9 protein-coding genes are annotated in these 12,645 nt (G+C 70.1%); 1 reads left to right on the forward strand and 8 read right to left on the reverse strand.

Going from position 1 to position 12,645, the window contains the following annotated elements:
* Positions 1-5 precede the first annotated feature (5 nt).
* Positions 6-593 carry a hypothetical protein gene (locus ACX9TP_RS08645; protein WP_482979254.1) on the reverse strand — a complete coding sequence of 196 codons (588 nt, stop codon included), beginning with the start codon at positions 591-593 and terminating at the stop codon, positions 6-8.
* Between the two features lie 263 nt (positions 594-856).
* Positions 857-1,372: an Lrp/AsnC ligand binding domain-containing protein gene (locus tag ACX9TP_RS08650; protein ID WP_482979255.1), complete on the reverse strand. Its 516-nt coding sequence runs from the start codon at positions 1,370-1,372 to the stop codon at positions 857-859.
* Positions 1,373-2,093: 721 nt separating this feature from the next.
* On the opposite strand from ACX9TP_RS08650, the gene acnA reads away from it, so the two are divergent.
* Entirely contained in the window at positions 2,094-4,826 is a 2,733-nt protein-coding gene (gene acnA / locus ACX9TP_RS08655; RefSeq protein WP_482979256.1) for an aconitate hydratase AcnA, read from the forward strand.
* Between the two features lie 93 nt (positions 4,827-4,919).
* Here acnA and ACX9TP_RS08660 read toward each other — a convergent pair whose 3' ends face one another.
* The 6 genes from ACX9TP_RS08660 to ACX9TP_RS08685 form a co-directional block, all read right to left on the reverse strand.
* Positions 4,920-5,342, reverse strand: a complete 423-nt coding sequence (locus ACX9TP_RS08660) for an HD domain-containing protein (protein WP_482979257.1) — start codon at positions 5,340-5,342, stop codon at positions 4,920-4,922.
* A gap of 29 nt (positions 5,343-5,371) precedes the next feature.
* Positions 5,372-5,971 carry a hypothetical protein gene (locus ACX9TP_RS08665; protein WP_482979258.1) on the reverse strand — a complete coding sequence of 200 codons (600 nt, stop codon included), beginning with the start codon at positions 5,969-5,971 and terminating at the stop codon, positions 5,372-5,374.
* Positions 5,972-5,979: 8 nt separating this feature from the next.
* Positions 5,980-7,095 (reverse strand): PilW family protein, encoded by a 1,116-nt coding sequence (locus ACX9TP_RS08670; protein WP_482979259.1) that lies wholly within the window; start codon positions 7,093-7,095, stop codon positions 5,980-5,982.
* Positions 7,092-7,691 (reverse strand): PulJ/GspJ family protein, encoded by a 600-nt coding sequence (locus tag ACX9TP_RS08675; protein WP_482979260.1) that lies wholly within the window; start codon positions 7,689-7,691, stop codon positions 7,092-7,094. The genes ACX9TP_RS08670 and ACX9TP_RS08675 overlap by 4 nt, the downstream gene beginning before the upstream one ends.
* The gene (locus tag ACX9TP_RS08680; protein ID WP_482979261.1) at positions 7,688-11,929 is read right to left on the reverse strand and encodes a hypothetical protein; all 4,242 of its coding nucleotides are present in this window, start codon (positions 11,927-11,929) and stop codon (positions 7,688-7,690) included. The genes ACX9TP_RS08675 and ACX9TP_RS08680 overlap by 4 nt, the downstream gene beginning before the upstream one ends.
* 234 nt (positions 11,930-12,163) lie before the next feature.
* On the reverse strand, positions 12,164-12,541 hold the full coding sequence (locus ACX9TP_RS08685; RefSeq protein WP_482979262.1) for a peptide chain release factor-like protein: 378 nt from the start codon (positions 12,539-12,541) through the stop codon (positions 12,164-12,166).
* Between the last annotated feature and the right edge of the window lie 104 nt (positions 12,542-12,645).

Genomic DNA, 12,645 nt, shown 5'->3' on the forward strand with positions numbered 1-12,645 from the left:
GCGTCTCACCACCGGCTCGTCGAGAAGAGGCAGTCGATGAGCTTTGCCTCTCCGAGTCGGAGATTCTGGACCTTCAGGTCTGTGACCGGAGTGAAGAGGACGTCGTTGTCCAACCGGGTGCAGCCGAGATGGGCTTCGATGAGCCTCGCGAGTGTGGCCTCCGGGGACTGGAACTCGAGTGGGAGTGGAGGAAAGTAGAGTTCATTCCACACCATGCGTTCGCCTTCGTAGCGCTGGCGGGAGCCGAAGAGGGCATACACGGGAGCGAGCACGCTCACCATGCCTGCGAGCTCGCGCAATTCCCCGGATCCTTCCGTCAGCCCGGGGCTGGGGACGGATATCCGGACGTAGCGGCAGGGCTCATGCAGCAGGTAGGGCAGTTCCCAGGGTTCCCCATCCGGGAATGCTCGTCCGAGTTCCCCTAGCAATGCCTCCCACCTGCCGCTGTCCTTCAGGGCCACCTCGCGGATTTCCGCCTGCCGCTGGAGCTCCTTCGAATCGGTGTACCGCGGGTCATCGGAGCTGGCGACGTTCGCGGGCCAGTAGCGATGAGCGAGCTCCACGAGGGCTGGGAGAGAGGTCTCCTGGCTCATGGTCCCTCGGGCGCGGCCTCGGGGTACCTTGTTCGAGGAATGCCGCTTGTCAGGAAGCCCGTCACTCGGCAGCCAGGGATGGGAACATCGAGCTTGCGCTTCATTGCCCCTCGGAAGTTGTCGCAGAGCAGGGCGGTCGGCAACGGTTCCAGCAGCACTTCTCGCGCGGAGGCGGTTGCCGCGACAGACGACTCGACTCTGGCATACCCGTCGGAAATGGGCCCCAGCCTTCCCACCTCCGGTACGCCAACCTCGACATCGCATCACGCAGCCTCTGGGGCGACCGGAGACATTCTTCCCAGGAGGATGGTGACTTGCACCGCCTTCCAACCGCCCGGCTTCTTCCCGGTGTGGGGTACGACGTTGGCGAACTGGAACGCGGAAGGAGGAATGCTTCCTGTCACGGCGGGAGTCGTGGCACAGGCCGTCTGGAGTGCGCCGGCCATCAGCCCCAGGCAGAGCGTGGTACGGCGGAGGGATGCTCCTGACACCTGCTTCGCCATTCTCCTGCTCCTCATCCAAGAGATTGAGTGGGAGCCCGAGGTCCTGAAGTAATCGAAGATGAGTGCTGTCTCGAGGTGGGCGACCTCAGGCCACTGGATCAGCGATTCCATGCTGAGCTTCAAGAGGTGGTCGGTGCTTCGTACCGCGACGTGGATGAGGAAGTCATTCACGCCGGCGATTTGATAGACAGCAACGACCTCGCGGCGAGTGCGTGCGTGATTCCGGAGCGCATCCAGCATTCCCCGGGAGTGCCGCCGCAGGCGCACGGCAATCATCGCCTGGAGCCCTACCCCCACCGCGCGCGGTTGAGTCTCCGCCGAAGCAGTGGACTCCCAGCGAGCGGCATCCCCAGAACGACAAGCGCATCGCGCAGCAGGAGCGCGGCGTCTGGGCACCGCTGCCCGGGGACACATGGCGCAACCGAGGAGACCCGGGACGGCTCGTGGTGGAGTGGTCCCCTTGCGGAAAGAAGGCGAATGGGAGGCCCAGCCCGGCTACATCTGGGTGAACCGTGAGCTCGAGGGGGACTACAGGACCCGCTGGCTGCCCGGAAAACCGCACGGAACCCACCCGCATGTCCTGGCGGACGAGGAGGAAGGCCGGTGGGTGCCCGCGCCGGGGTTCGACTGGACGAGCCCCGATGACAGGTCGGATTTCCAGGTCGAGAGGGTGCCCATGCCCGGTCCGCCCGGAGACCGTCCGGTACGGCGTGTTGCCGAATGTACCGAAGGGAGCGGCGTCTGAAGCCGCCCGGCGGCTCCGTCAACCGCAGGGGCCGCCGGGTGGGTGGGCACGCCTCGCCCGCCGGGGGCGGGGTCATTACCACTTCAATGCAGCTCCAAGAACCCCAGCAGTACGCATGGTTCCGATGAGCGGGACTGGACGCCTCGGGGGGGAACCGTCCGACCCTGGATGACCGCGCAGGAACCCTTTGCAACGCGTCAAAGGCGGGCCTACAAGTCGGCGCATCCCGCGCACGGAAGGACGGCAACGCACATGACCGACAGTTTCGGCACGAAGTCCCAGCTCAAGGTGGGCTCGGCCACGTACGACTACTACAGCCTGGCCAAACTGGCGAAGGCCCACCCCGCGGTGGAGCGCCTCCCGTTCTCGCTCAAGGTGCTGCTGGAGAACCTGCTGCGAAACGAGGACGGCCGCGTCGTCAAGCGCGAGCACGTGGAGAAGATGCTCGCCTGGGACCCCAAGGCCACCCCGGACGTCGAAATCTCCTTCCACCCCGCCCGCGTCCTCCTCCAGGACTTCACCGGCGTGCCCGCGGTGGTGGACATGGCCGCCATGCGCGAGGCGCTCGCCTCCATGGGCGGCGACCCGGCGAAAATCAACCCGCGCAACCCCGCCGACCTCGTCATCGACCACTCGGTGCAGATCGACTCCTTCGCCACCACGGCGGCCTTCAAGGAGAACGCGGAGCTGGAGTTCGAGCGCAACCGCGAGCGCTACGCCTTCCTGCGCTGGGGCCAGAGCGCATTCAAGGGCTTCGGCGTCGTCCCGCCGGACATCGGCATCTGCCACCAGGTGAACCTGGAGTTCCTCGCCCGCGTGACGTTCCGCGAGGGCAGCACCGTGTACCCGGACACGCTGGTGGGCACCGACAGCCACACCACGATGATCAACGGCCTGGGCGTGGTGGGCTGGGGCGTGGGCGGCATCGAGGCCGAGGCCGCGCTGCTCGGCCAGCCGATTACGATGCTCATTCCGCAGGTGGTGGGCTTCAAGCTGACGGGCCAGCTGCCCGCGGGCGCCACCGCGACGGACCTGGTGCTCACCGTCACGCAGATGCTCCGCAAGAAGGGCGTCGTCGGCAAGTTCGTGGAGTTCTTCGGCAACGGCCTGAAGAACCTGTCGCTGCCGGACCGCGCCACCATCGCCAACATGGCGCCCGAGTACGGCGCCACCATCGGCTTCTTCCCGGTGGACGAGGAGAGCCTCAACTACCTGCGCTTCACCGGCCGCCCGGATGACGTCGTGGCCCTCACCGAGGCCTACGCGAAGGAGCAGGGCCTGTGGCGCAAGGACGGCGCGGCGGACCCCCTCTTCAGCGACACGCTGGAGCTGGACCTGGCCACCGTGGTGCCCAGCCTCGCCGGCCCCAAGCGCCCGCAGGACCGCGTGCCCCTCAAGGACATGAAGTCCGGCTACGAGAAGTCGCTCGTGGAGATGCTGGCCGCCGGCAAGAGCAAGGGCGAGGACGACGAGGGCGGCGGCAAGGCCAAGGCCCCCGCGGCGGAAGTCCCCCCGGAGCGCCTGGCCCAGACGTCCACCGTGAAGGCGGGCCGCTCCAGCTACCAGCTCGGCCACGGCGCGGTGGTGATTGCGTCGATTACCTCCTGCACCAACACCTCCAACCCGGCGGTGCTGGTGGCCGCGGGCATCCTCGCGAAGAAGGCCGTGGAGCGCGGCCTCAACCCGAAGCCGTGGGTGAAGACCAGCCTCGCCCCGGGCAGCCGCGTCGTCACCGAGTACCTGCGTGACGCGGGCCTCCTGCCCTACCTGGAGGCCGTCGGCTTCCACGTGGTGGGCTACGGCTGCACCACCTGCATCGGCAACTCGGGGCCCCTGCCCGAGCCCGTCGCCAACGCCGTCACCGAGGCGGACCTCGTGGTGGCCGCCGTGCTGTCCGGCAACCGCAACTTCGAGGGCCGCATCAACCCGCACGTGCGCATGAACTACCTGGCCAGCCCGCCGCTGGTGGTGGCCTACGCGCTGGCCGGCGAGGTGGGGCTGGATTTGGACAAGGAGCCGCTGGGCACGGACCCCAACGGCCGTCCGGTGTTCCTCAAGGACATCTGGCCCACCAACGAGGAAATCAAGGAGACCATCCGCACCTCGGTGAAGCCGGAGCAGTTCCGCAGCCAGTACGCCAACGCCATGGAGGGCGACGCGCTCTGGCAGCAGCTGCAGGTGACCAAGGGCTCCACCTTCCAGTGGGACGCGAAGTCCACCTACGTGCGCAAGCCGCCCTTCTTCGAGAACCTGCCGAAGGAGCCCAAGGCGCCGCAGGACATCAAGGGCGCGCACGTGCTGGCGCTGCTGGGTGACTCCGTGACGACGGACCACATCTCGCCCGCGGGCAACATCGCCAAGACGAGCCCCGCGGCGAAGTACCTCATGGCCGAGGGCGTGGAGCCGAAGGACTTCAACTCCTACGGCGCGCGGCGCGGCAACCACGAGGTCATGGTGCGCGGCACCTTCGCCAACATCCGCCTCAAGAATCTGCTGGTGCCCGGCGTGGAGGGCGGCGTCACCGTCCACATCCCCACCCGCGAGCGGATGAGCATCTACGACGCGTCCATGAAGTACCAGCAGGAGGGCACGCCGCTGGTGGTGCTGGCCGGCGCGGAGTACGGCACCGGCTCCAGCCGTGACTGGGCCGCCAAGGGCACGCAGCTGCTCGGCGTGAAGGCCGTCATCGCCAAGAGCTTCGAGCGCATCCACCGCTCCAACCTCGTGGGCATGGGCGTGCTCCCGCTCCAGTTCGAGGCGGGCCAGGACGCGCAGTCGCTGGGCCTCACCGGCCAGGAGAAGTTCGAGATTACGGGCATCGCGGAGAACCTGGCGCCGCAGAAGAAGCTCACCGTGAAGGCCACGGGCGAGGGCGGCACCAAGGAGTTCACCGCGCTGTGCCGCATCGACACGCCGAACGAGCTCGACTACTACCGCCACGGCGGCATCCTGCAGTTCGTGCTGCGCCAGCTGGCCAAGGCCTGAGGCGCGCGCAGTCCCCGGTAGCAACGCGGCCCGGCAGTGCCCTCGTGGCGCTGACCGGGCCGTGGTGCTCCAGGGCCCGCGGGCGGCGGGCGCTCACGGCTCGCGCAGGCGGCTCCAGGCGGCGCGGTAGCGCGCCAGTCGCTCGGCGTCCTTCGGTGTCACCGCGACAAGGCGGCGCACGTCCATGTTGTCCTCCAGGTCCGCCAGCTTCACCCGCCGGGCCAGCGCGTCCGGCCGCAGCCGCTCGATGAAGGCCTCGTACGTCTCGCCGTCCCTGCGGGTGAGGGCGTCCAGCGCGCGGAGAACGTCTTCCGGGTAGCCGGCCCCGCGCAGCCGCTCCAGCGTCCAGGGCGTGTCCTCCACCACGTCGTGGAGCAGGGCCACGGTGCGCTCGGCGTCCGTCTCCAGCCGCATCATCACCCGCAGCGGGTGGAGGATGTACGGCTGGCCGGCCTTGTCCCGCTGGCCGCGGTGCGCTTCCACCGCGAGGGCGAGGGCGGCTTCGAGGGTGGACATGAGGGCCTCCCGGGGGAGGCCCCCGGTTGTCAGTTGCAGTTGCCGGTGCCGTTGCCCGCGTTGGACGTGAGGCAGTTGGCGTTCTCTCCGTTGTAGCTGAGCAGCCCCTCGTGCGCGAGCAGGGTGGGAGACACGGTGTTCTCACTGCGCGGCGTCAGCGTGCTGGAGATGCAGACGGAGCCCACCACCACGTTGTGGTCATTGTCGCGGGTGCGCTCGGCGGGCAGCGGGAAGAGCTCGTCGTCGTTGTCGCGGATGTAGAGGAACACGTCCTGCTTGCCGTCGCCGTCCAGGTCCGCGAACAGCTCCGGGTGCGCCGTCTGGAGCGCGGTGGCGCTCGGGTCGGCCGGGTTCGTGTTGGTGCTGGAGCGCACCGGGTCATACGTGGACGGGGCGGCGAGGTAGCTGTTCCAGTTGTGGAAGTTGCGCCCGTAGTAGCTGCGCGCCAGCTGGAGGCCGCTCTCCGCGCAGCTCTGGCGCTGGCCGCTGCGGCCGGCGGCCACGGCGCGGCCGCGCTCCTTGCCGGCGTAGACGAGGATGCTGGCGATGAGCCCCATCAGCACCGTCACCACGATGATGACCATGAGCAGGGTGGAACCACGGGCATGACGGGAAGCGGAAGGGCGCATGGCGGGGCTCACAGGCTGGCCGCGGCCAGGTTGGGCAGCTCCAGGCGGCGCGTGTAGAGGCTGCGGTAGAAGCCATCCGCGGCCACCGCGGGCGGACGCACGTTGTTCTCCACGTCCAGGGGCTTGTCGGCGGCCAGCACGGCGACGCTCTGGCTGTCGCGGCGGGGGCTGCGGCCGGTGGCCACCACGCTGACGCGCACCGTGCGCAGGCCCGCGGCGAACGTGGGCGACAGGCCGTGCTGCCAGGTGTAGTCCTTGGGGTCCCCGGTGTTGCTGAGGTCGAAGCCGTACGCCACCTGGAAGTCCTCCACGAAGTCCTGCACCAGCTGCGGCGGCGTGGCGACGTCCGAGTAGGGCCGGCCCAGCGCGTCCTGCGCCACCCGGCCCTCGGTGCGGTACAGCGCCGAGCGCCCCGTCGCCGGGTTGGGGGCGAGGTAGAAGTGCACCAGCCGCACCGGGTACACCCAGTCACCGCTCTGGAAGCCCCCCTTCTCCGGCGCGTTGGAGAAGCCCGTCACGCCCTGCTCGGCGTAGGTCACCTGGCCCGGGGTGCTGGGGTTCTCCGGAACCAGCTGGACGTTGGACAAGAGCGCGCTCGTGGTCATGTTGCTGGCCACGTGGAGGGCTCCGGCGCGCAGGCTGGCGGTGCAGTTGACGCTCAGCGCGCCCGTGCCGGCCCGTGTCACCGGCACCGCGGCGCCGGAGGGCTGGCCCGCCACGGTGGAGCAGGGCTCGCCCATGTAGTTGGGGTCCGGGAGCACGAGCCACAGGTCATCACTGCCGTCCGCCGTGGTGACGTTGCCGACGGTGCCGGCGCCGGTGGTGCCGTCGCGCCCGAAGATGGGCGTGGTGCGCACGGGCACGCCGCCCTGGACGACCCACAGGCCGCCGGGCGCGCCCGCGCCGGCCTGCCGCACCAGGTTCATGATGCTCTCCGCCGCGATGCGGGAGTGGTCGTGGCTGTCCGCGGTGTGCTCGGTGTTGTGCACCACGCGCCCGCCCGCCAGCAGCAGCGCCGTCGCGGCGGCGATGACGATGGCCGCCAGCACCACGACAATCATCGTTTCCAGCAGCGTCATGCCACGCCGCGAGGCGGGCACCCGCCAGGGGTTGCGCAAGCTCATTGGACGAAGACCTCGCTGTGCACGATGGCGCTCGACGGGTCCTCACCCTTGCGCCACACGCGCGTCCACACCGTGACGGCCGTCGCGCCCGGCGGGAGGACCGAGTTGGGACCCGGTACCGCGCCGCCGCGCATCCCCCGGGTGACGAGCACCTCGCGGCAGAACGTGCCCGAGGGCACCGCCGCGTCGGTGCACGCCGTGCCGGGCGGAATCCCGGTGGCGGGCTTCAGCTCCCCGGTGGCGGACAGCTGGAAGTACGCGCCGGAGCCCGGGTCGTTGGCCACCGCGGCCGTCGCGTCCACCTGCCAGGGCGCGGTGCCCAGCGGGATGCCGTACGGGTCCTGGCCGGGGTAGGGCACCGCCTGTTTCAACATCTCCGTCTTGTTGGCCAGCCACAGCCGCTGCGTGCGGGCCTCCGCCAGCAGCCGCTTCCCCTGGTACAGCTGCCCGTCGCGCACGTGGCGGGAGGCGGACAGCATGCCGCCCACCGCGCCGGCGGCTGTCATCGCCAGCACCGCCATGGAGATGAGGACCTCCAGCATGCTGGAGCCGCGCGCGGCAGCGCGGCGCTTCGGGACGAACGCGTGCGTGCTCATTCGAAGAACCTCTGGCTCCAGTTGAGGAGCCGGAACACCCAGCCGTCGCGGCCGTTGACGCGCAGGGAGGCATCGGGGCTCGAAGCGCCCGTGTTGGTGGTGTTGCTGATGACGGTGTTGGAGATGCGGCTGACGCCCAGGCCCACCACGTAGTCGGTGGACGTCGTGCCCGTGTTGCGGTGGTACACGGCGACGCCGCCGTAGTTGGCCAGCGACACACCGGGCAGCGTCACCGCCGCGGCCGTCGGAGACGTCGCGGTGTCCCCCAGGTCCATGCGGTAGGTGGAGCCGGTGGTGAGCGCGCCGAGCGACATCAAGTCACTCACCGCGCCGTTGGCGGTGCTGAAGTACGCGGTGCGGCCCGCCACGGTGATGGAGCCGTAGAGGTGCTTGGGCCCCGCGAAGCTCAGCGGGAAGGGCGGCGGCTCCTGCAGCACGCCCTGGCTCAGGGCCAGGTTGCGCGCCATGGCATCCGTCACCGGCGTCCCGTTCAGCAGCTTGCCGGCCACGCCCATGGGCAGCCGCCGGTTGGGGCTCAGCAGCGCGACGTGGAGCTGGCCGGCCACGTTGGCGGGAACCCACGGCACGCCGCCGGTGCCCACCAGCGCGAGCGACTCGCCCGGGTAGCTGGCGAACGCACTGCCGGCCGTCATCGTCGCGGGCAGCTGCGCCACGGCCACGTTGGTGGTGATGGGGCGGGGCTCGGTGTTGGTGGAGCCGGTGTCCAGCGCCGCGTACTTGCAGGGCAGGGCGTCCGTGCAGGAGGGGCCCAGCCGCACCACGTTCACATTCATCCCGGTGGCGCCGTCCAGCTCCCAGACGCGGCCTTCCATGTCACCCACGTACACGCGGGCCGCGCCGCCGGTGTCCGACAGCACCGTGGGGGCGATGGGCGCGGTGTTGTCCACCCACGCCTGCGTGTACGGCTGCTCCCACTGCCAGAGCTTCTGGCCGTTGGCGACGTCGATGGCGAAGACCTCGATGCCCTTGGCCGGCGAGCCCGGGGCCCCCGAGCTGCTGGACGCGGCGAACACCACGTAGGTGGGCTCCATGCCCTGCCGCACCCGGCCCATGGACAGGCCGCGCGCGCCGCCCAGCTCGCTGTAGTCATAGAGGCCGGTGGGCAGGCGGCCCACGTCCGTCTGGGGCGCCAGCTTGAAGACCGAGGTGGGCTCGTGCCACTTCACCGTCCACTGCGTGCCGCCGGTGTCCCGGTCCGTGGGCACCACCGGCGCGTGCGGCGGGAAGGCGCCCGTCTGCGCGTGGCTGCCGACCAGGTGCCACAGCAGCGCCGGCTTGAGCGGGTTGGTGACGTCCAGCGCGAACAAGTCGCGGCCCGTCCTGCCCACGTTGGCCACCAGCACCGTGCGCCACTCGCGCCGGCCGCTGCCCACGAAGTCCGCGAAGACGTCGCGGACGATGGGTGCGCTGTCCACGCGCGCGTTGTTGCTGCGCAGCCAGGGCAGCTGCGTGGCCGGCAGGAAGCTCCACAGCTCCGTGCCCGCCGGGGGCAGGGTGCCGTTGCTGAAGGACTGGGCGTAGTCCGTCGGGAACGTCTCGCTGGCGGGGCGGTTGAGCGCCTCGCGGGCGGGAGCGGGCCCGCGGTAGCCCCTGCCGCCGGACACGTAGAAGGCGTGCAGCTGCCCGTCCAGGCCCGCCGCGTAGACCACCGTGGGCCGGGGCGCACCGTCGTCCGGAATCTCCGGGCTGGGGGGCACCACCGTCGGCGTGGAGTTGGCGAAGCCGCCCAGGTGCGCGCGGTTGTCCGCGTCCGGGTTGTTGCACTGGCTGTCGGAGGGCTCGAGGACGGGCTGGCCCGTGCCGTCGACACCGGTGGTGGTGGCGAAGCAGAAGCCGCGCACGCGCTGGAGCAGCTGCGCCACCTTGTGGAAGTCCGCCGCGAGCGCGGCCTTGTTGAGGGCCTCCGTGGCCACGCCGAAGTCCGCACCCGGCAGCTGCGGGGTGAACTGCACCGCCTGCTGCAAGTCACACACGCCGTCGGCGCCCTTCACGAAGTCGAAGCGGGGCGAGCCGTCCTTCGCGGTGGCCTGGCCCAGCTTGATTTCGTCCACGCAGTTCGGGTTGGGCGCCGCGCCGTAGCTGTTGTTGATGGCGGTGCCCGCCACCGCCTGCGGCTTCCAGCCCACCTGCATCACCCCGCGCGGCGCGCGCCGCCCGGGCCCCAGGTCCGGGTCCTGCGTCACCTGCCCGCCGAAGTAGGTGAAGAGGTTGCGCGCGCGCGGCAGCGGCAGCATCGCGTCCGCGTCCCACAGGGTGGCGTCCTCCAGCGCGCTCTCACCCGCGCGCAGCGCGGTGCCGCCGATGAGCGAGTGGGCGCGCAGGTGGCCGGGGAAGTACGGGTACACCCAGCTGGAGCCCTGGATGGGGTCGAACGTGTCCACGCCGGGCGGGTAGCCCGACACGGCGTCGTAGGTGGCCGCGAACACCAGGGCCCGCGTGCCGTTGGCGTCGGTGCCGTTGGTGTCGTCGAAGGCCACGGGCGCCGTCACCGCGCGCTCGCTGCCGACGGGCTCGGAGCCCAGGTTGAGCAGCGTGTTGAGCACGATGCGCGTGCCGGCGACGTCCGCCTTGAAGTCATGGCCCGCGAGGTAGACGATGGTCGCCTTCTCCGGGTCATTGTCCTTCTGGTTGAAGGAGAAGAAGTCGTGGCCGCGCGAGGTGTGCTCCGCGACGTCCGCGGCGTCGTCGTAGCGCTCGCCGTTCTCGTACTGGTACCAGCTCACCGAGAGCCGCCGGACGCCGGCCTTGTACGTGGCGCTGTAGTTCGTCGTGTGGCCCACCACGCTGTCGAACTTGAAGTCGCCCACCTGGGAGAAGGGGTCGCCCGGGTTCGGGTAGAGCATGCAGCCCCCGCGGCGGCTCACGCTCTGGGCCAGGTAGTCCGGGTCCGTGCAGTTGCGCCCGCTCCAGGTGTCGTCCTGGCCGCCGAGCGGGTTGCGCACGAAGTTGCTCGCCCCCTGGAAGCGCGAGGACAGCACCGGCGTGTTGTCCGGGCGCTTCGTCGTCTCGTACGAGTGGATGCTCGCGCACTCGGCGAAGATGCCGTTGCCGCGCTGGTTGCCGAAGTACGCGATGTTGTTCAGCAGGTTCTCGCGCTGCGTGGTGGCGCCGTCGCCATTGGGCCGGTACTCGCTGTAGGAGCTGTTGCCGAGCTCCCAGTGCGGCGCCCAGAAGACCTTGTAGCGGGGCTTGCGGGTGGTGGGGTCCACCGCGTTGAGCAGGCCGTGGGGGAAGGTGGCGGTGGAGATGAGGTCCGCGTTGGCGTGGAGCGCGTCGTAGATGAGGCCGGGCTGGCCGTTGTTGAGCGCGCAGTAGGAAGAGGTGCCCTCGGGGCAGCCGCCCGCGCCCGGGAAGTCCAGGCCCGCGTTGCGCAGGTAGTCGTCCAGCATGCCGCCCTTGACGTACGAGGCACCGTTGCCGGGCCTGTCTCCGTCCGTCGTCTCGTCCAGGTCCAGCAGCGCAATCTTGGGCGGCGTGCGGTTGATGCGGCGGGCGATGGGCGCGGTGAACTCGATGGTCGCCTGGTGCATGCGCACGTAGTGGCAGCCGCTGTTGTTCGTGAAGGTGCCGCAGCCGCAGGTGGTCCGGAACTTCTCCGGGGACTGCGCGCCGCTGCCCGTGCGGATGAAGTCGATGACGCGCCGGGCGTCCTCCGCGGCGAAGATGAACGCGCCGCCGCTGTAGCGCACCGTGGAGAAGCGCGGGTTGTTGATGGTGTTGTCCAGCGTCGTGTTGTCGAAGTACGGGCGCGCGTCGTCGCTGTCCGTCTCGAAGTCCTGCACGTCCCCGTACGGGTAGATGCCGCTGGCGGGGAACGGGACGCTGTAGTCCACCTGCACCACCGGCTGCTCGGTGGCATTGGTGATGGTGAAGTCACAGCCGTCGTTCCACTTCGAGTCGGCGGCCGGCGTCGGAGGGACGTGCCGGTTGGAGGGCACGCACCGGTTGGGCGACTGCTTCTGGTCGTTGATGGCCAGGTACACCGTGATGGGGCTGGCCGCGTTGGGCCCGCCTGCCTGGTTGGACTGGAGGATGCGCCACACCAGCCCGTAGGCCGACAGCGCGCCGCAGCCCTGCTGGAAGGTGGCGTTCTCCGGGATGATGAGCGAGCCGCGGCTGAAGGTGACGATGTCCGTCGCCGAGGCCGGCAGCGCGCTCAGCAGCGCCAGCGCCAGCAGGGCGCGACGGAACAGGGAAGGGGGCGGCGTGGAGGGCATGGGGGGAGCTCCGTACCGTGGGGGTGAGCCGACCCTGCCCGGGTCGACTTCGCACCACCCGGTTGCACGCCCTGTGCCCTGCTCAACCTGTCTGCCATCCCCCGGGGCACTCAGAAAATCGCGGTGTCCCTGTAAGCAGACGCAGGTTCTTGCTACGCAAACTTTGCGAGGCCGCAAACGCTTGCGTAGCGCACGCTCCCTCGGGTGCCAGCCGGGTGTTGACCCGCCAACACGTCACCAGAGCGTCTTGGTGTTGCGCAGGGACTTCTTCTCGGACGTGCGCTTCTTGCCCTCCAGCCGCCGCCGCTTGGCGCCGGCGCTGGGCTTGGTGGCCCGGCGCACCTTGGGCACGACGGTGAGGGCGCGCAGGCCCTCGCGCAGACGGTCCAGGGCGACGCCCTTGTTCTGCACCTGGCTGCGGCGCTCGGTGGCGCTGACGGACAGCTCGGTGGGCGGATGGGTGAGGCGCACGCCGCTGGCGGTGGTGTTGCGGTGCTGCCCGCCGGGGCCGGAGGCGATGAAGTAGTCCACCTCGCAGGCCTTCAGCAGGGCCTCGTCATCCAGGGCGAGGGCATCGTGCGCGGCCTGTCGGCGGGCGGGTGAGGTGCTCATGGCGCCTCTCAACCTAGCCCTCGCGGCCGTCATCGTGGAGCGCCGTCTTGCGGCCGCCCGGTCGGCACCGCCGCCCGGTGCCCGGTGTGGACTCTCCCAATGAG

It is taken from the genome of Pyxidicoccus sp. M15 (genome assembly GCF_056858435.1).